At 73.7% G+C, this 19,655-nt stretch carries 12 protein-coding genes; 6 read left to right on the plus strand and 6 right to left on the minus strand.

What is annotated here, in order from left to right; translation table 11 throughout:
* Window positions 1-160 precede the first annotated feature (160 nt).
* Complete coding sequence (gene cdd, locus ACOOHC_RS02260) at window positions 161-568, plus strand: cytidine deaminase (protein ID WP_420452390.1); 408 nt, start codon at window positions 161-163, stop codon at window positions 566-568.
* A 75-nt stretch (window positions 569-643) separates the two neighbouring features.
* Here the strand turns inward: cdd and ACOOHC_RS02265 are convergent, their stop codons facing one another.
* Window positions 644-1,156 (minus strand): GNAT family N-acetyltransferase, encoded by a 513-nt coding sequence (locus tag ACOOHC_RS02265; protein WP_420452391.1) that lies wholly within the window; start codon window positions 1,154-1,156, stop codon window positions 644-646.
* Window positions 1,157-1,378: 222 nt separating this feature from the next.
* Between ACOOHC_RS02265 and dnaK the strand changes: the two genes are divergently transcribed.
* The 4 genes from dnaK to ACOOHC_RS02285 all read left to right on the plus strand — a co-directional run bounded on the left by dnaK (window position 1,379) and on the right by ACOOHC_RS02285 (window position 5,676).
* Window positions 1,379-3,244 (plus strand): molecular chaperone DnaK, encoded by a 1,866-nt coding sequence (gene dnaK, locus ACOOHC_RS02270; RefSeq protein ID WP_420452392.1) that lies wholly within the window; start codon window positions 1,379-1,381, stop codon window positions 3,242-3,244.
* 7 nt (window positions 3,245-3,251) lie between these two features.
* The gene (locus tag ACOOHC_RS02275; RefSeq protein WP_420452393.1) at window positions 3,252-4,034 is read left to right on the plus strand and encodes a nucleotide exchange factor GrpE; all 783 of its coding nucleotides are present in this window, start codon (window positions 3,252-3,254) and stop codon (window positions 4,032-4,034) included.
* Window positions 4,035-4,111: 77 nt separating this feature from the next.
* Entirely contained in the window at window positions 4,112-5,278 is a 1,167-nt protein-coding gene (gene dnaJ / locus ACOOHC_RS02280) for a molecular chaperone DnaJ (protein ID WP_420452394.1), read from the plus strand.
* Window positions 5,275-5,676, plus strand: a complete 402-nt coding sequence (locus tag ACOOHC_RS02285; protein WP_420452395.1) for a heat shock protein transcriptional repressor HspR — start codon at window positions 5,275-5,277, stop codon at window positions 5,674-5,676. Before dnaJ ends, ACOOHC_RS02285 begins: the two co-directional genes overlap by 4 nt.
* A 29-nt stretch (window positions 5,677-5,705) precedes the next feature.
* Here ACOOHC_RS02285 and ACOOHC_RS02290 read toward each other — a convergent pair whose 3' ends face one another.
* Complete coding sequence (locus ACOOHC_RS02290) at window positions 5,706-6,698, minus strand: hypothetical protein (RefSeq protein WP_420452396.1); 993 nt, start codon at window positions 6,696-6,698, stop codon at window positions 5,706-5,708.
* Window positions 6,695-9,949 (minus strand): hypothetical protein, encoded by a 3,255-nt coding sequence (locus ACOOHC_RS02295; RefSeq protein ID WP_420452397.1) that lies wholly within the window; start codon window positions 9,947-9,949, stop codon window positions 6,695-6,697. The genes ACOOHC_RS02290 and ACOOHC_RS02295 overlap by 4 nt, the downstream gene beginning before the upstream one ends.
* A gap of 268 nt (window positions 9,950-10,217) precedes the next feature.
* On the opposite strand from ACOOHC_RS02295, the gene ACOOHC_RS02300 reads away from it, so the two are divergent.
* Window positions 10,218-15,080, plus strand: coding sequence for an Ig-like domain-containing protein (locus ACOOHC_RS02300; protein WP_420452398.1), 4,863 nt, complete (start codon window positions 10,218-10,220; stop codon window positions 15,078-15,080).
* Window positions 15,081-15,210: 130 nt separating this feature from the next.
* Here the strand turns inward: ACOOHC_RS02300 and ACOOHC_RS02305 are convergent, their stop codons facing one another.
* The 3 genes from ACOOHC_RS02305 to ACOOHC_RS02315 are packed head-to-tail and all read right to left on the minus strand — an operon-like array spanning window position 15,211 to window position 19,509.
* Complete coding sequence (locus ACOOHC_RS02305) at window positions 15,211-17,418, minus strand: transglutaminase domain-containing protein (RefSeq protein WP_420452399.1); 2,208 nt, start codon at window positions 17,416-17,418, stop codon at window positions 15,211-15,213.
* Window positions 17,409-18,530: a DUF58 domain-containing protein gene (locus ACOOHC_RS02310; RefSeq protein ID WP_420452400.1), complete on the minus strand. Its 1,122-nt coding sequence runs from the start codon at window positions 18,528-18,530 to the stop codon at window positions 17,409-17,411. Before ACOOHC_RS02310 ends, ACOOHC_RS02305 begins: the two co-directional genes overlap by 10 nt.
* A 1-nt stretch (window position 18,531) precedes the next feature.
* Window positions 18,532-19,509, minus strand: a complete 978-nt coding sequence (locus ACOOHC_RS02315) for an AAA family ATPase (protein WP_420452401.1) — start codon at window positions 19,507-19,509, stop codon at window positions 18,532-18,534.
* Window positions 19,510-19,655: the final 146 nt, after the last annotated feature.

The following is a 19,655-nucleotide window of genomic DNA, read 5'->3' on the forward strand; positions in this document are numbered from 1 at the left end:
ATCCTACGAAGTCGCCGGGCACGGCCGGAGCGTCGGTGCCGGCGGCGCCCGGCGACGGTCGTGGCGTGGCGCACGAGCAGGTGCTCCGCGACGACGACCCCGGATGCGCTGTCCGCGCCGGGTCGGCCCCGGGTCGGGCCCGAGGGGCGATACTGGGCGGATGGACGACGAGGTGCGGCAGCTGTTCGACGCGGCGCTGGCGGTGCGCGAGCGCTCGCACAGCCCGTACTCGGGGTACCGGGTGGGTGCGGCGCTGCGCACGAGCGACGGGGAGGTGTTCGTCGGCTGCAACGTCGAGAACGCCGCCTACCCCGAGGGGGTGTGCGCCGAGGGGGGAGCGATCTCCGCGATGGTCGCCGGGACGGACGGCGAGCCGACGATCGGGCGGATCGTCACCGTCACGTCCGGCGACACCCCGGGCACCCCGTGCGGGGGGTGCCGCCAGAAGATCCGCGAGTTCGCGGACGCCGAGACGACGATCCACGCGGCGACCGTCGACGGGGCCGTCGAGACGATGCCGATGGACGCCCTGCTGCCGTCGTCGTTCGGCCCCGAGCGACTCGCCTGACCCGTTCCGTCCGAGCACGGGCCGGACCGCGTGACGTCCGGACCACGTGACGGAGCACGCGACGGCCGTCGGCGCTCAGCGGGTGGGGGCCACCGAGAGCGGTCGGCGCCCGGCGCTGCGGCCCGGGGTCCAGTCGAGATCGAGGGCTCGCTTGAACCCGACGTGGGAGGGGCGGAACTCGTGAGCCTCGTAGAAGCGGTGCGCGTCGCGGCGCTCGATGCGACTCGTGAGCTGGATCCGGTAGCAACCGAGGTCCTTCGCCCGAGCGATCGCGTGGTCGATCATCTGCGACCCGACGCCGCTGCTGCGGTCGTCGGCGGTGACGTGCATCGACTCGATCTCGGCGCAACGACCGCCGCGGTGCTGGAGGTGGCGGAAGGTGATCAGCTGCAGCATCGCGACGATCCGACCGGCCAGTTCCCCGACCAGGAGGTACGACCCGTCGGTCCGGTCGATCTCGCGGATCGCGTCGACGTGGTCGGCGAGGTGGTGGACGTCGTCGGGGGTGTCGGTGACCCGGCCGCCCAGGAGGAGATCGACCAGCTGGTCGACGTCGGTCTCCAGGGCGTCGCGCACGTAGAGCTGCATGGTGGCCCCGACTGTCGCAGATCGGGCCGCCTCGTCCGGGGACCCGTGCGCCCGGGGGAGCGCCCCTCCCGTTCCTGAGTCGCTTGGACTCAGCATTTATGTATCGACGTTGTGTGATGGTGCGATCGCCCCTAGCTTGAGCGTCACCGAATCAGGATCTGATCACACGTCCAGGGGTGAGACCCCGGAGACGACACCCCCCCCCAGCAAGGAGCACCCACCATGGCCAAAGCAGTCGGCATCGACCTCGGGACGACCAACTCCGTCGTCTCCGTCCTCGAGGGCGGAGACCCCGTCGTCATCCCCAACTCCGAGGGCGCGCGCACGACCCCCTCGGTCGTCGCGTTCTCCAAGACCGGCGAGGTCCTCGTCGGCGAGGTCGCGAAGCGCCAAGCGATCACCAACCCCGACCGCACCTTCCGCTCCGTGAAGCGCCACATCGGCGAGGACTGGAAGACCGACGACGTCGACGGCAAGCGCTACACGCCCCAGGAGATCAGCGCGCGCACGCTGATGAAGCTCAAGCGCGACGCGGAGAGCTACCTCGGCGACACCGTCACCCAGGCCGTGATCACCGTGCCGGCGTACTTCGACGACGCCCAGCGCACCGCCACCAAGGAGGCCGGCACGATCGCCGGGCTCGAGGTCCTGCGGATCATCAACGAGCCGACGGCGGCCGCCCTCGCCTACGGGCTCGAGAAGGGCTCCGAGGACGAGACGATCCTCGTGTTCGACCTCGGCGGCGGCACCTTCGACGTGTCCGTGCTCGAGATCGGCGACGGCGTGTTCGAGGTCAAGTCCACCCACGGTGACACCGAGCTCGGCGGCGACGACTGGGACCAGCGGATCATCACGTGGCTCGTCGACCAGTTCAAGGCGGCGCACGGCGTCGACCTGAGCCAGGATCGCATGGCCGCCCAGCGCCTCCAGGAGGCCGCCGAGAAGGCCAAGATCGAGCTGAGCCAGACCCAGTCGACCCAGATCAACCTCCCCTTCATCACGGCGACCGCCGACGGTCCGCTGCACCTCGACGAGTCGCTCAGCCGGGCCAGGTTCCAGGAGATGACCGCGGATCTCATCGAGCGGTGCCGCGTGCCCTTCGAGCAGGCGCTCAAGGACGCCGGCGTCAAGCAGGGCGACCTCAGCCACGTGATCCTCGTGGGCGGCTCGACCCGCATGCCCGCCGTCGGCGACCTCGTGCAGGAGCTCACCGGCAAGGAGCCGAACAAGACCGTCAACCCCGACGAGGTCGTGGCGATCGGCGCCGCGATCCAGGCCGGCGTGCTGCGCGGCGACGTCAAGGACGTGCTGCTGCTCGACGTGACCCCGCTGTCGCTCGGCATCGAGACCAAGGGCGGGATCATGACCAAGCTGATCGAGCGCAACACGACGATCCCGACCAAGCGCTCGGAGGTCTTCACGACCGCCGAGGACAACCAGCCCTCCGTCGAGATCCACGTCCTGCAAGGCGAGCGCGACATGAGCCAGTACAACAAGACGCTGGGCAAGTTCCAGCTCGTCGATCTGCCGCCCGCCCCCCGTGGCGTGCCCCAGATCGAGGTCGTGTTCGACATCGACGCCAACGGCATCGTCCACGTCTCCGCCAAGGACCGTGCGACGAACAAGGAGCAGTCGATGACGATCACCGGGCAGTCGACCCTGAACAAGGACGACATCGACCAGATGGTCAAGGACGCCGAGGCCCACGCCGAGGAGGACAAGCAGCGCCGTGAGGAGGCCGAGGTCCGCAACAACGCGGAGTCCCTCGTCCACCAGACGGAGAAGGTGCTGCGCGACCAGGGCGACAGCGTCGACGCCTCCGAGAAGGAGGCGGTCGAGACACCGCTCGCGGACCTGAAGACCGCGCTGTCGGGCAACGACACCGAGGCGATCAAGACGGCGACCGAGAACCTGATTCCCGCCAGCCAGGCGTTCAGCCAGAAGCTGTACGAGAACGCGGCCCGCGACGCGGACGCCGCCGGATCGTCGGCCTCGGGGCAGGGGTCGACCGGCGACGCCGCCGCCGACGGCGGTGCCGCCGACGACGACATCGTCGACGCCGAGATCGTCGACGACGACGAGAGCTGAGGACACCGTGACCGACCACCCCCACGATCGCCCCGCCGACACCGGCGACGGTGACAACTACGACCCCACGGTCCACGATCCGGATCTCGGATCGAGCGGATCGAGCCCGTCGGCCCCGGCCGACGGGTCGGGGGGTCGCGGTGCGCCCGGTGACGACGACGAACGAGCCAGCGAGGTCGACGACGTCACCCGGGGCACGCCGCGGCCGACGCCGACGGACGGCCCGCTCGACGCGGACGAGCTCGAGGGCTCCACGCCCGGCGCCCCCGGGTCGGGTGCCGGCGCCGATGCCGATCGGCGTTCGCACCAGGACCTCGCCGAGGAGATCGCCGACGCGGTCGACGAGGCGATGAGCGACGTCGACTTCTCCGACGTCGACGTCGAGGCCGTGCTCGTCGAGCGCGACGAGTTCAAGTCGATGGCCCAGCGCATCCAGGCCGACTTCGACAACTTCCGTCGCCAGTCGGCCACCCGAGCGCAGGCCGACGCCGACCGGGCGACCGGTCGGCTGGCCGAGGCGATGCTCCCCGTCCTCGACGCCGCCGAGGCGGCCTACCTGCGCCACCCCGAGGAGGTCGGGCCGCTGCTCAACCAGATGCTGGTCGAGCTGAAGCGGCACGGGCTCGAGACCCTCGACCTCGACGGGCAGCCGTTCGATCCGGAGGTGGCCGAGGCGGTCGCCCACGAACCCGCCGACGGCGGCGAGCCCGTCGTCGCGGAGGTCCTGCGCAGCGGCTACCGGTGGAAGGGCCGGACCCTGCGCCCGGCGATGGTCAAGACGACCGACTAGGCGAGGCGACCGACGAGGAGCGTCGACGCCACGCGCAGCTCCACCCAGCGACGTCCCGAGAGGAGGGATCCCCCGACGTGAACCCGCAACGCGAATGGTTCGAGAAGGACTACTACGACGTGCTCGGCGTATCGAAGGACGCCTCCGACAAGGACGTCAAGAAGGCGTACCGCAAGCTCGCCAGCGAGCTGCACCCCGACAAGAACCCCGGCAACACCGTCGCCGAGGAGAAGTTCAAGGACGTGTCCGCCGCCTACGACGTGCTGGGCGACCCCGAGCGCCGCGCCGAGTACGACGAGGTGCGGGCGATGGGTCCGATCGGTGGCGGGTTCGGCGGGCCGCGCCCCGGTGGCGCGGGTGGTCCGGGCGGGTTCTCCTTCAACGTCGGCGACGTGAGCGGTGCCGGCGGGCTCGGCGACCTGCTGGGGAACATGTTCGGCCGGGGCGGACGCGGCGGTGCGGGCGCGCCCGGCTCGGCGGGGGTCGGGCCGCGCCGGGGCTCGGACGTCACCGCCCAGCTCGACGTCGCGTTCGACGACGCGGTCCGTGGGATCGAGACCACGCTGCACCTGACGTCGGACGCGCGGTGCTCGACGTGCTCGGGCGACGGCGCCAAGGCGGGCACCAGCCCGAAGATCTGCCAGAACTGCTCGGGCCGCGGGGTGGTCGACGACAACCAGGGCTTCTTCGCGATGACCTCGCCGTGCCGCGTGTGCCAGGGCAACGGCGTCGTGATCGAGTACCCCTGCGAGACGTGCCACGGCACGGGGATCGAGCGGCGCCCCCGCGAGGTCAAGACCCGGATCCCCGCCGGCGTGAAGGACGGGCAGACGATCCGGCTCACGGGCCGCGGGACCCCCGGGCGCAACGGCGGACCCGCCGGCGATCTGCTCGTGCAGCTGCGTGTCCTCCCGCACCGCCGGTTCGGTCGCGACGGCGACGACCTCACCGTCACCGTCCCGATCACCTTCGCCCAGGCCGCGCTCGGCGCGGACGTCGACGTCCCCACCCTCGAGGGGGGAGAGGTGACGCTGCGGATCAAGCCCGGGACCCAGTCGGGGAGCCGGCACCGCGTCCGTGGCAGGGGTGTGGAGCGGTCGGGCGGGTCCGGCAACCTGATCGTCACCGTCGAGGTGCAGGTGCCCACCGAGCTGACCGACGACCAGCGCAGCGCGATCGAGGCGTTGGACGCGGCCACGGCGCCCAGCTCGGCCCACGCCACGAGCGGGGACCCGACGTCGTGAGCGGGCGTGAGCTGAAGGCCGTGTACGTGATCTCGGTCGCCGCCGAGTTGGCGGGGATGCACCCCCAGACGCTGCGCATCTACGAGCGTCGCGGGCTCGTGCGCCCGGAGCGCACCGAGGGAGGGAACCGCCGGTACAGCGACGCCGACATCGAGTTGCTGCGCCGGATCTCCGAGCTCACCGATCAGGGCCTGAACCTGGAGGGCATCCGCCGGGTGATGGTGCTGGAGAACGAGAACGCCCGGTTGCGTGCCGAGCTCGACCAGGCGCGCGAGATCGCGCTCCACGCGATCCGCCACGCCGAGGAGTCGGGAGCGCGCCCCGGGGGCGACCTGGTTCCGCTGAAGCAGGCGATGGCCGTCTATCGGCGAGCGCCGTCGAACCCCGATCGCGACTGACGCGGCGCGGGCCGCCGCTGTCGCACGGCTCAGCGCCGACTGCGCGGTCGGAGGCGGCGCGTGAGGCGGCGCACCCCCTGGACCGCCGGCTCGTGCTCGACGTCGGGGAGCGCCGACACCGCTTCGATCGCCCACGGACGATCGAAGCTCTGGTCCGAGAGCGAGGCGAGGGCGTTCACGTCGACCGGACGCATCGGCCCGGCCAACCCGGCCGCCCCGACGGCCGCACCGAGCGCTGCCACCTGGCGCGACGCCGCGCGCAGGTCGTGCTCGGGGAAGGCGGGGTACGGCTCGCCGACCAGATCGAGCGCGGGGACCGGGGCGGCGGGCTCGACGCGCCGCGCCACCCGGTCCATGACCTCGCCGAGCGCCGCGTCGCCGAGGAAGTCGTCGTAGTGGGCCGGGGTCACGTCGATCGAGCTGATGTCGACGGCCGGCGACCCCCGCCCGCCGGCGTTCGACGACAGCGCCGCGACCGGGAGGCGGTTGCTCACGATCGCGTGGTGGGTGTCGCCCTGGCCGACGAAGCGCCGCACGTAGGTCGCGTCCCGACCGGCGACGCGCGCCACCGCCATCGGCGTCGGCTCGACCGCGACGTCGACGAACCCGGCCCGCTCGGCGAGGTCCTCGAGGCGGCGAGTCGCCCGGGCGTCCCACCGGATCACCACGATCCAGCGCCGGGGACCGTCGTCGACGACCACCGAGGAGGTGATCCCGTGGAGGCGGTCGAGCTTCGAGCGCAGGTCGTTCAGCTCCGGTCCGGATCGTCCGGTGATGTCGATGCGCTGGAGCATCGAGCCGGGCGGGAAGGTCGCGATCCGGGTCGGCTCGAGCGGCTCGCCGAGCTCCGCTCGGAGCAGCACGAGGGTGTCGAGGGCGGTCGCGTCGTCGTCGAGCCGGAACGGGAGCTCGACGGCCGACGACAGGCGTCCGTCGACGTCGTGGCGCAGTCGGACGCCGCGGACCGTGGCCCCCGCGACCTCGATCCCGACCCCGTCGCCGCGCGCCACCACCTCGATCACGACGTCGACCCGATCCCCGTCGGGCGCGGAGGTCGCACGGTCGCACGTTCGGGCGCGATCTCCACGATCTCGCGCTCGACGGACAGGGGGGGTTCCGCGAGCTGCACACGCCGCGCCGAGCCCGTCGACCAGAGCCGTCCGGGTCGGCGGTCGTCGAGCCCGGCCGCCGGGGCCCCGAGTCGCTCGCGATCGGACGGGTCGGTGAGCGTCCCCACCAGCCGGTCGCCCGAGATCGACACCAGCGCGCCGAGGTCGACGTGGCGATGCGCCACGAGCACGAGGTCGATCCCGACGCCAGCACCCACGGTCCCGATCTCCACGAGTCGGTCGAGCACCCGCGCAGCGTCGACCGCGTCGAGGCTCCGCCGGAGCCGCTGCACGTCGTCGATCAGCAGCAGCACGTCGGGCTGGTCGCCGCCGTCACCGGGACCCTCGAGCCGCTCGACCAGCATCGAGTGCACCGCGTCGATCATCGCCGCGGTGGCGTCGCCGTCGTCGGGGGTGACGCAACCGCCGGTGTGGGGCAGCGAGGAGGCGGCGCGCCGCCGCTGGGGGAGGGCCTCGACGACGTAGAGGTGGAGATCGTCGGCCGACGTGCGCCCCGCGATGCCGGTGAGCAGGAGGTCGACGAGCGAGGTGACGCCGGAGCGCGGTGAGCCGATGGCGGTCAACGTGCCGTGGGTGCGCGGCTGCCACCAGTAGACGTCGAACGACGCGGTCTCCGGTCGGTCGAGCACGCCGAGGGGGATCCCGTCGCCCGGGTGCTCGCGCGACAGCGCGCGCCGATCGATCTCACCCGGCAGCGCCGGCGGGACGAGGTCGACCGACGGCGCGAGGCGGCGCCGCGACGCCGACGGGATGGCGTCACGCGCGATGGCGGCGATCCCCAGCCCGTCGCCGCCGTCGCCGCGCTCGTCGTGGAACCGTGCGAGGCGGCGCTCGAGGGGGGTCATCGGCCGCAGGTGGGCGGCGGGCCGGACCTCGATCCGCTCCGGCTCGGCAGCGGGTGCCGGTCGGCCGGTCGGCGCGGTGTCGACGGCGACGAAGTGCGTCGCCCGATCGCCGCGGTGGACGGTGCCGGACCCGCGCGCGGAGACGTGGACGGAGGTGCCGCGCCGGGCGAGGTCGGTCGGGACGGAGGGCGCGTCGGTGGTGGTGAGGACGAGGTGGACGCCCGCGACCGAGGACGCGAGCTCGATGAACCCGGCGGCCACGCCGGCGTGGTCGTCCCATGAGACCGAGCCGTCGGTGAAGGCCTCCTCCACGATCACCAGGACCTCGAGCCCGGGCACCTCGCCGAGGACGTGGGCGACGCGGTGCACGAGGCGAGCGGGATCGTGGCGCGCTCCGCGATCGACCCATCCCGCCAGGTGGGGGATCTCGTCCAGCCACGGTGCCCGTCGGCGTCCGACGACGAGCACGGCGAGCTGGTCGGGCGGGCGTCGCGCCGCGGCGCCGATGACGCACGCCGCGACGGTCGCGTCGTGCCGGACGGCGCCGTGGATCGCGAGCACGGTCGGTTCGCCCGTCGCGAGGTCGATCCGGGCCGGTGCGCGCGCCGCCGGTCTCGGCGACGTCGCCGACGCGGAGCCGTTCGGCGCGGGGCTCATCCCGATGGCGACCTCGAGGCGGTCGGGGTGGGGCGCGACCGCGTCCGACCCGGGGGGCGAGGCGATCAGCTCCGCCAGCGACGGCGCGGCGAGGCGCGAGGGAGGCGATCCGTGGCGGTCCGCCTCGAGATCGTCGAGGGGGGCCATCGCACGGGCGACCTCCTCGGCGAGCCGGCGCTCGGTCATCGCCGGGTGCACGTCCACCTCCACGTGCGAGCCGCCGTCGGTGCGCACGTGGAGCTCGGCCAGCGAGCCGAGGAGCGGGCGCCGTCGGTGGATCGAGACGTCCTCGGGATCGCGCGCGACGTACGCCTCGGGCGTCACCTCCTGGACGAGGGTGGTGCACATCGACGGAGCATCGTCGGCGTGGTCGCAGATCGCGATGATCCGCAGCTCGGGTGGCGGATCGGTCAGGAGCGGGCGCAGCGGCGACTGCCGCCGGCTCCACAGCGACACGTCGTCGGTGACGAGGACGGTCAGCGGTCGCGTGCCCGGATCCGCGTCCGGGGGTCGCCACGCGGGATCGCGGGCGGCGCCCGTCACCGCGGATGCGCTCGGCTCGCCGGCGGGGTGGCCGCTGCGGTGGAGCGGCGACGACGGGCGGACCGAGCTCGCCCACGTCGACAGCGTCGACACGTCGGTGAAGACGTCGGCAGGGGATCCCGGACCCCCGCCCCGGATGTGCGGCAGCCACCGCGCCCACGACCACCGGGGAGCGCGGTCGAGGCTCGTCGCGATGACCACGCGGAGATCGGCCGGGCCGGTGCGGGTGACCGCCTCGACCAGCACCGTGCGGGCGACGCCCGCCGCGAAGCGGTCGGAACCGATCATCGCGACGCCGCGGTGCCGTCCCAGGTCGATGCTCACCGCGCCGGAGGCGCTGGCGTCGAGGCCGATCGGGACGACGAACGCGTCGTGGTCGCCGCGCCGTCGTCGCCACAGCGCATCGCCGAGCGTCGCCGCGTCGCGCAGCGCCCCGACCACGAGCGGGCGGTCGGCGGCGACGGGCCGCGCGGCGCGCCGGAAGCCGATCGTCCCGTCGCGATCGGGTGCCGCCAGGCGACGCCGGCTCGGCGCCGTCGTCGGTCGGTCGATCTCGAACATCCGCCCGCCGACCGACAGCCGGCCCGACGTCCACGCCGTCCGACGCTCGACGATCGCGCCGTCGAGCGTCAGCGACCCGATCCGTGGCCGGTCGTGGGCACCGAGGTGGGCCCGGCCGGCCGTGACGTTCACCCGGGCCTGGTCGTCGACGTCGATCTCGAAGCCCGAGGTCTCGACGGGTGCCCAGTCCATCTCCGAGGCGCGGACGCGGCGCCCCGCGCCGACGCGGTACCGCCCGGCGGTGAGCGGGATCTCGGTGCCGGCGCCGCGCCCGGTGACCTGGAGCAGCACGATGTGCGGCTCGTCCGCCCGGTGGGCGGTGGCGGAGGCCGGGTGGGTGTCGATCACCGACCCGATGGCGAGATCGAGCTCGGCCACCTCGTGCGACGTCGACACGGTCCGTCCGTCGACGCGCGCCGTCGCCGGCGCGGCCTGACCGGTGACCGCCTCGAGGAGGTCGGCGAGGGTCGCCGAGGGGGGGGCTGCGACGAGGTCGACGTCGGCCGATCCGTGGGGTGTCCGCACGACGACGTCCATCCGGGTGGAGGCTAGATTGGTTCCCGGCCGTCCGCAGGCGCTGGCGCCGCGCGACCCGTAGAACGATGCCCCGGTCCTCCCCCCGTCCCCGCCCCCGTGACCGGCCGAGGCGAGGAGCGCTCAAGTCGACGGGGGTTCGTGCCGATGGCGGGCAGGTGGGGGTTCACCACCACCCGAGCGCCGCGCCGGGAACGCCTCGGTGCCACCGCGCGGCACGCCACGACCCCGGCCCACGCGGCCGATCGCGACGCCGGAGCCGCTCGTGGCGGTGAGCGGGACGCTCGAGGCGGTCACGTGGCGCCGTGCGCTCGCGTCGATCGTCGCGACCGTCGTCGCGATCGTCGCGATCGTCGTGGTGTTCCGCTCCGACGGCTCCCCCGCGGTCGACGCCACGGCCTCGCGCGCGACGCGGTGGTTCGTCCACGAGCCGACCGGGCGCGTGGTGCTCGTCGACGGCTTCGCGGGACGTGCGCTCGCCGGCCTCGACGCCACGACCCCGGGGAGCGACTCCTTCGTCGCGGAGGGGGCCGACCAGGCCTTCGTGCTCGACGACTCGACGGGTGAGGTCCGCACGATCGACGTGGCCGGGCTGCGCCTCGGACCGCCGCAGGCCGTGTCGAGCCTCGGGAGCGGCTTCGCTCTCGCCCGGGTCGCCTCGTCCGGGCTGCTCGTCGCCAACCCCACGGCGGGCGAGGCCACCCTGGTGCCCGCCGGCGGTGACCCCGTGCCCGTGGCCTTCCGGGCCGACGACCGACCGGGTGTCGAGCGGTCCGCCACCGTGGCGCTCGCGCCGGACGGGACGGTGTGGTCGATCGACGAGGGAACGCTGCAGCGCTCCACGGGCGTCGGGTCCGAGGCAGAACCGCTCGGCTCCGACGATCTCGCCCTGACGCTGGTCGGCAACGCCCCGATGGTCCTCGACCGCGCGGGCCGTCGGGTCCGGGTGTCGAGCGGGGACTGGTACGAGCTGCCCGGCGGGCTCGACGGCAGCGAGATCGTGCTGCAGGTCCAGGGGCCGCAGGACGAATGCGGTTGGGTCGGCAGCGGCGACGACCTGTGGTGCGTCTCCGAGGACGGCCTCGAGCGGACGGCGAACGTCGTCGGCCTGTCCGTCGGGGGCGGCGACGTGCTCGCGATCGCCGGCGACGCCGCCGCGCTCGTGCGCCGCTCGACCGCGCAGGTGATCGCTTTCGACTGGCGCGACGAGGTCATCCTCGACCGGGAGGCGATCGACACCGACCCCGACTCCGACCTCGAGGTGACCGCGACCACGGACGTCATCTGGATCGACGACCGCCGGGGTGATCGGGTGTGGGCGGTCCAGCCGTGGGCGATCACCTCGATCGACAAGGCCGACGCCGACACCCTCGTCGTCGGCGAGGAGGGCGAGATCATCGCTCCCGGCGACGACCGGCCGGCCTCGGCGGTCGGCTCCGACGACGCCTCGCGGTCGTCGCCCGACCAGGTCGCTCCCGACGAGAACGGGGAGGAGGACCCCCCGGAAGCCGTCGACGACGCCGTGACCGCTCGTGCGGGTGGTTCGGTGCCCGTCGCGGTGACCGCCAACGACTACGACCCCGATGGGGAGGCGGTCGCCGTGATCTCCGTCGGCACGCCCCGGCGCGGGACCGTCGAGATCTCGAGCGCGTCGACCGTCGTCTACACCCCCGAGCCGGGCTACGTCGGCCTCGACGAGTTCCCCTACACCATCGTCGACGGCGACGGCACCGAGGCCCACGCCGTCGTCACCGTCGAGCTGCTGCCCAGCGACGCGATCAACCGGGCCCCGGTCGGCGCGACCGACCGTGCCGAGACCGGGCCGGGTGCCCCCGTCGTGGTCGACGTCCTGCTCAACGACGTCGACCCCGAGCGCGACGCGCTGCGCGTCACCGGCGTCAGCCCGCGCCCCGAGCTCGGTTCGATCGTGGAGGTGGACGGGCCGTCGGGGCTCCCGGCGCTCCAGTTCACCCCGGAACCCCGGATCGAGGGTGAGGTCCAGTTCACCTACCGCCCGGTCGACACCTTCGGAGCGGTCGGAGACGCCGTGGCGGTCACGATCGAGATCGCGCGCGAGACCGACGAGAACCGGCCGCCCCGGCTCCGTCCGGACGCCGTGCGCGTCCGGCGCGGGGTCGAGGCGGGCGTCGCGGTGCTGGCCAACGACGTCGACCCCGACGGCGACCCGCTCGTCCCCTCGATCGTGCTCCCGCTGCCCGACGGCATCGACGCGCGCCTCGACGACGGCCAGCTCTCGGTGACCCCGCTGGCGGGCAGCGACCGGACGACCACGATCGACTACCGGGTCGACGACCTGCACGGGAACGTCGCCACGTCGTCGGTGCTCGTCGTCGTCCTGGACGAGTCCGAGCCCAACCAGCCCCCGGTCGCGGTCGCCGACCTCGAGACCGCCGTCGTCGGCAGCACCGTCCGCTTCGACGTGACCTCCAACGACTACGACCCCGACGAGGACCCCCTCACGGTCGTCGCCGTGAGCGACCCCGAGGGGGGGACCGCGGTCCTCGGCGACGACGGCGAGGTGGAGTTCCGGCCGGATCCGATCGAGGAGGACATCGACGCCAACGTGCGCTTCACCTACACCCTCTCCGACGGCAACGGCCACGAGGTGATCGGCGACGTCGCGGTGACCGTGCTGGCCGAGGCGCCGGTCGACCCGCCGATCGCCCGCGACGACTCGGCGTTCACCTACGTCGGCGAGTCGGTGACCGTCGACGTCCTGCGCAACGACCGCGACCCGTCGGGGGAGGCGCTGGCGATCGCGGGCGCGATCTCGTGCCCGTCGGGCGGGAGGGCGACGGTCACCGACGGCGCGCAGGTGCGGTACGACCCTCCTCCGGCGCTGACCGGGGTCTTCCGGTGCACCTACGGCGTGATCAACTCGCGCGGGCTCAGCGGGACGGCGGCGATCGTGATCTCGGTCAGCGCACGGCCGCTCGGCAACCGGCCCCCGATCGCTCGCCTCGACCCGGCGACGGTGGAGGCGGGGACGTCGGTGTCCGTCGACGTGACGGCGAACGACGAGGACCCCGACGGCGACGACGAGGCGCTGTGGGTGACCTCGACCACCCGGCCGGTCGTCGGCTCCGTCGAGCGCGACGGGAACGTGATCACCTACACCGCGGGTTCGTCGCCGGGCGCGGTCACGATCGAGTACCAGGTCGAGGACGAGCTCGGCGCGCTCACGACCGGGCGCATGCAGGTTCGCGTCACCCCGATCGCGTCGCGCCTCACCCCCGTGGCGCGGCCCGACGTGCTCGTCGTCGAGGCGCCCGGGCCGCCGGCGACCTTCGACGTGCTGGCCAACGACTACGACCCCGACGGCAACGACTCCGACCTGAGCGTCGTCTCGGTCGAGCTCGTGAGCGGGCGCGGGTCCGCCGCCCGGCGGGGAGACTCGGTGAGCCTGGTGCCGTCGCCGGACTTCGTCGGTGATCTCGTGGCGTCGTACACCATCAGCGACGTCGACGGCCTGGAGTCGTCGTCGACCGCCCGGCTCACGGTGCGCCCTCCGTCGAACCTCCCCCCGGTGGCCGCCGACGACTCGGCGAGCGTGGCGAACGGGGGCGCCGTCGCGGTGCCCGTGCTGTTCAACGACAGCGATCCCGACGGCGACCAGGTCACCCTGCGGATCGTCGGCGCGCCCGACCCCGCGCTCGGCACGGCGGTCGTGACCGCCGACGACGCGATCCTGTTCTCGGCGCGCGCCGGGGCGTCGGGGTCGGCCGCGGTGACCTACGAGATCAGCGACGGCGAGCTGACCGCGACGGCGACGTTGCGCATCTCGATCGCGACCTGCCAGGCCTCACCGCCGATGGCGCGCGACGCGTTCCTCGAGACGGGCTACCGCCGACCGATCCCGGTCGACCTCGCCGCGTACGCGTCGAACGGGCAGGTCGTCGACGTGGTCGCGCCGCCGGGGTACCGGGCCGGCGTGTACACCCCGCCGGCCGGGGAGAACGGGAACGTGACGTTCTCGTTCGGCGTCCGCAACGCCTGCGAGCAGCAGGTGCGGGGGACGGTGACGATCGACGTCAACCAGGCTCCGTCGGGCCAGGACCAGGCCGTCACGCTCCGGCGCGGCGAGGTGCGCGAGATCCCGGTGGGCCGGCTCGGCAGCGACGACGAGGGGCTGGTGATCGCCTCCACCGAGGGAGCGCCGTCGTGGGTCGACGTGAGCCCGGCCCGCCTCCGCGTCGCCGTCCCCGCCGGCGCTGCGTTCGGGACCACCAGCTGGCGGACGACCATCGTCGACCCCGGTGGTCTCCGGGTGACGGTCTCGGTGTCGGTCACGATCGGGAACGACCGCCCGGTCGCCGTCGCCGACGTCGTCGACGCGACGGGCGGGGTGACGACCGTGGACATCGTGGCCAACGACTCCGACCCCGACGGCCCGAACTCGTCGCTGCGGATCCAGGCGGTGCCGTCGTCGGTGACGTTCGCGAACGGCGTGGCGGGCTCGATCTCGGTCGACTCGGGTGGCCGGGGCGTCACGATCGACCCCGGTGGCGGACGGGGCCGAGCGACCTTCTCCTACTCGGTGGTCGACGACGGCGGCGCCGTGTCGGACTCCGTGCCCGTCACCGTGGACGGTCCCGTCGAGCCTCCGCCCACGACGACCACGATCGCGCCGAGCACGACGACGACCCCGCCGACGACGACCACCCCGCCCACGACCACGCCACCGACCACGACGCCACCGACCACGACGCCACCGACCACGACGCCACCGACCACGACGAGCGAGCCCCCGCCGCCCTCGACGGCCGCCAACCGGCCGCCGACGGCATCCGATCAGGCCGTGACCGCCGCATCGGGTTCGACCACCACCGTGGACCTCGCCGTCGCGGATGCCGACGGCGATCCGCTGTCGATCGTCGACGTCGGCGACCCCGGCGGTGTCGTGGCGTCGATCAGCGGGACGACCATCTCGCTGCGGCCCTCGGCGGCGGGGATCCACCGGGTGACGTACCGGGCGTCGGACGGTCGATCCACGTCGTCGGTGGCGACGGTGGTGGTCACCGTGCCGGCGCCTCCGACCACCACGACCGCTCCGTCGACGACCGTCCCCCCGACGACGGCCGCCGCGGCGGCGGAGTCGACGACCGTGCCCTGACGGTCCACCCGCGCGGGCGCTGCGACGGTCGAGCGCACCCCCGCTCCGACGACGCCGCTCCGCGAGCAGCCGCGTCCGCGAGCCCGCATCGCCGGGCCACGACGGCCGAGGACCGACGAGGGCGGTGGGGTCAGACCGGCGAGCTCGTGCGGCGCCGGAGGCTGCGCAGGCTGAGCTCCCACCGGAGCCGCTGGCGCAGCGACATCGACGCGACGATCGCCGCCTCGAGCGTCGCGAGGCAACCGGTGGCGTCCTGCGCCAGCAGGTCGGGCCGAGACGGCTCCCCGAACGTCGACGCGCTGGCGAGGGTGGCCAGGCGCCCGATCTCGCGATGGGCGGAGTCGACGTGCGCTCTGGCGCGGTGCGCGATGTCGCCGTTCGTGTCGGACGGACGGATCACCATCCCCGCGTCGACGAGCCGGTTCGTCGCCACCGCCCAGGCGCCACGGATCCGCTGATCCGGGTCGCCGTGCAGCCACCGACGGCGCCGTCGCCACTTGACGAGGAGCACCAGAGCGACCAGCAGCAGCACCGGGGCCGCGACCGCCCCGACGACCGCCGCGGCGCGCAGGGCCCACTCGACGAGCAGCGGGAGCCCCGAGCGGACGGCGGTGTCGTCGTCGGCCTCGGTGACCGTCGGGTCCTCGTCGGCGTCGACGGGCGGCGGCATCGGCGGCTGGGGGGCGGCGGGGGTCTGCACCTGCGGCTCGGGGGGCGGGGACTGGGCGTCGGCGGACTCCACGGGCGGTACCGGGTCGAAGGGCACCCACCGGTCGCCGGCGCGCACCTCGGGCCAGATCGCGGCGTCGCGCGACGTCAGCACGAAGCTCCCGGCGCCGGCGGCGGCGCGCACGGCGTCGGGATCGGCCCGGAACCCGGTCGCGACGCGGGCGTCGACGCCGAGCGAGCGGGCGAGCAGCACGAACGCCGTCGCGAACTGCTCGGCGTTCCCGCGACGGGTGTCGCGCAGGAACCGCTCGATGAGGGTGCGCTGCAGCCCTCCGCCCGGCGCGTCCGCCCGGAGCTCGAAGTCGTCGCGCAACGTCGTCTCGAGGGCGAGGAGCTGCTCGGCGATCGTGGCCTCCGACGGCTCCGATCCGGCCTCGGCGATCAGCGCGTCGGCGAGGTCGCGGAGGCCGAGGGTGTCGGTGTCGATCGCGAGCGTCGCGATCTCGCTCGTCCCGATCTGGTCGGGAGGCGGCCCTGGCCGTGCGCTGACGGCGATCGTCTCCCCGTCGCGCGGTCGCTCCGCCAGAACGACGACCGTCCGGTCGACGTCGGTCTCGATCGCGGCGTCGACCACGATCGGCGAGCCCGGGAGTGGGACCAGTCGCAGGTCGTCGTCGAGGAACGCAACCGTCGCGGACACGGCGTCGGCGCCGTCGGATCCGAGGCGCCGTCCGATGGGGCGCAGGGTCAGGTCGGGTGACCACCGCGACCCGTCGTAGTCCGACAGCGACGCCGTCCGCCAGAGCGCGGGAGCGGATCCCTCCGTCACCGCGATCTCGTGCAGGTCGATCGGTGGGTCGAGGAGCTGCAGCGCCACGGTGGCCTCGATCGGGTCCAGCAGGCTCAGCGTGCGGTCCGGTACCCGATCGGCCCGGGGGTCGGCGCGGTCGTCGAGGTGGATCGGGGCCGCGAGCAGCGCGGTGAGCCCGATCGCCCCGAGACCGACCGGGAGGAGCCGGCGTTCCCCGTCGAGCGCGGCGAGCCGGTCGCGCAGGCCCTGCTCGGACCCCGGTCGCAGCGTCGCGTGCGCGATGGCCAGGATGCCGAGCACGGCGACCCAGCGCAGCCGGACCCCGGCGGGGGCGCTGAGCCCGATCACCGCGACGTGGGCCAGGGCGACGGGGACGAGGGGGAGGAGGTGGAGGCGACGGTGCCGGGCGAGCTCGGTGGCGGCTGCCGTCGCGATCGCCACCAGCGCGGCGACCGTCGCCACGAGGTCGGGTCGGTCGGGGCTGGGCCACTCGGTGGTGAGCAACCGGCGCGGACCCGCCCCGAAGGCTTCGGCGGCGTCGGTCGGCCCACCCCCGGTCGCGATCGCGACGACGAGGCTCGACGCCGCCACCCCCCCGACCGCGGCGCCGACGCGCACCCCCCACCCGCGGCCGGCGGCCACGATCCCCAGCCCACCGGTCGCCACGGGAGCGAACAGGAGCCACCGGATCGACCGGTCGAAGACGTCGCTCGCCGCCGCGGCGACGACGACGAGCATCAGGGTGATCAGGATCGTGCGCGACCGCAGCAGCCAGGTCACCGAGCTCGAGCCCGGCGTCCCGATCGCGGCGTCGTCCGCGCCGGTGGGCCGCCGATCGGGATCCGGCGTCACGTCCACGACCTCCAGCGAACGGCGAACTCGGCGGCGTCGCTCGCCGCCAGGGTCGCATCGGTGCCGGCCACCGCGCCGTCGCCGATGCGCACGACGACGAGGCGGTCGTCGGTGCTGATCCGGCTCGTCGGTCCGGTCGGCCCGGTCACGAGCAGCACCGAGGTGTTGTCGAGCCCGTGCCGGAACAGCTCGGCGATGCCGAGCGGGGGCTCGGCGACAGAGCGCGCCACCGGGGTGAGCAGGTCGAGCACCTCGGCCTCCGAGCGCAGCGGGGCCGGACGTCCCGCCCGTCGGCGGTCGGTGGTGCGCACCACGACGTCGAGGCCGGTCCGCAGCGCGTGGACGGCGAGGGTCGCCGCGACGTCGACGATCTCCTCGAAATCGTCCTCGTCGGCGGCGTCCGCGCCCGTGTCGACGACGACCGTGAACTCGGGCCGACGGACCTCGACGTGCTCGCGGACCATCAGGGTCCCGGTGCGGGCGGTCGTCGGCCAGTGCACCAGGCGCGGATCGTCGCCGGGGACGTACTCGCGCATCGAGACGAACCCCGACATCGGATCGGTCGCCGCACGACGCACGATCGACTCGTTCTCGATCACGCGGGACGAGCCGGCGGGGCTCACGAGCTGGTAGACGCGGGGGTGCACCGTCACCGAGGTGACGGCCGCCGTGTCGCGATCGTCGCGCCACCGGCCGACGGCGAGGTGGAACGGGTCGATCTTCGACACGTCGAGCGGGCCGAGGGGGAACACCCCCCGGTGGTGCGTGTCGATCGACCCGCCGACGGTCGACACGCTCCCCGCGTCGACCGGGGGGATCGTCACCTCGACGAGCTCGCTGTCGCAGCGGTCGAGGATCGTCGCCCAGCCCGACCGGTGGGAGGTGTCGTTGCGGATCCGGTAGTCGATCAGCACCGGGTCGCCGCGCGGGACGCGGATGGCGCGCACGCGCCGCTCGACCGTCGCCCGCAACGGGCGCTGCGACACGAGCAGGGCGAACATCACGATCAGCGCGGTGCCGATCGCCACGAGCACGACCTCCTCGTAGCCCCACCACACGCCGAGGCCGGCGAGTACGATCGAGGCGAGCGTCGCACCGAGGCCGGAGCGGGTGAGCACCTCAGGCTCCGCTGGTGCGTGGGACCGGGACGGAGTCGGTGATGTCGGCGATCAGGGTCTCCACGGCGGTGCCGCGCAGCTCGGCCTCGGCCGACAGGGCGACGCGGTGACCGAACACCGGGCCGACGAGCGCCTTGACGTCGTCGGGCGTGACGTAGTCGCGGTCGTCGGTGGCCGCGTAGGCGCGCGCCACGCGCAGCATCGTCAGCGTGCCGCGGGTGGACACGCCGAGCCGCAGGTCGGGGTGACGGCGGGTGACCGTCGCGACCTGCACGATGTACTGGTGGATCGACCGGGCGACGGTGATCGAGTCGATCGCGTCGATCACCCGGTCGAGCTCGTGGGGATCGGTGACGGGCTCGAGCTCGTCGTCGACGCGAGCGCGGTCGAACGACTCGAGGATCGACACCTCGGTGTCGGCATCCGCGTAGCCGAGGCTGAGGCGCATCGCGAACCGGTCGAGCTGGACGTCGGGGAGGGGGAAGGTGCCCTGGAAGTCGCGCGGGTTCTGGGTGGCGATCACGAAGAACGGGCGGGGGACGGGGCGGGTCGTCCCGTCCGCGGTGACGTTGCGCTCCTCCATCACCTCGAGCAGGGCCGACTGGGTCTTGGGGCTGCCGCGGTTGATCTCGTCCCCGATCATCACGTTGGTGAACACGGGACCCTCGCGGAAGGCGAACAGACCGCTGCGCTGGTCGTACACCATCACCCCGGTGATGTCCGTGGGGAGCAGATCGGGGGTGAACTGCACCCGCTTCCAGCCTCCGGCGATCGAGTTGGCGATCGCCTTCGCGAGGCTGGTCTTGCCGGTGCCGGGGACGTCGTCGAGCAGGAGGTGGCCTTCGGTGAGCAGGCAGCACAGCGCCATCCGGATCTCGTGTCGCTTGCCGCGGATGACGCGATCGACGTTGTCGATCAGCGCGTTGCTCACCGTCGAGACGTTGCCGACCACGTCACGAGTGTATGGCTCGGCGCTCATCGAGTCGCCGCCTCGGGTACGCCGCGGGCCGGGCGGGGCGGCCGCCGCCCGCCGGGCGCGATCCCGGTCGCGCACCGACCGGAGGGGTGGGGAGAACGGAGGTCCACGGCATCGGATCGGCGTCGCCCGGCGCGATCTTGAGGGGA

This window comes from Ilumatobacter sp., from assembly GCF_965215205.1.
In the GTDB taxonomy this organism is placed as follows: Bacteria; Actinomycetota; Acidimicrobiia; order Acidimicrobiales; family Ilumatobacteraceae; genus Ilumatobacter_A.

Bases quoted from the DNA above. Each gene is read 5' to 3' on its own strand.
- cdd (WP_420452390.1), top strand. From the start codon at position 161: ATGGACGACGAGGTGCGGCAGCTGTTCGACGCGGCGCTGGCGGTGCGC.
- dnaK (WP_420452392.1), top strand. From the start codon at position 1,379: ATGGCCAAAGCAGTCGGCATCGACCTCGGGACGACCAACTCCGTCGTC.
- ACOOHC_RS02265 (WP_420452391.1), bottom strand. From the start codon at position 1,156: ATGCAGCTCTACGTGCGCGACGCCCTGGAGACCGACGTCGACCAGCTG.
- ACOOHC_RS02295 (WP_420452397.1), bottom strand. From the start codon at position 9,949: ATGGACGTCGTCGTGCGGACACCCCACGGATCGGCCGACGTCGACCTC.
- ACOOHC_RS02315 (WP_420452401.1), bottom strand. From the start codon at position 19,509: ATGAGCGCCGAGCCATACACTCGTGACGTGGTCGGCAACGTCTCGACG.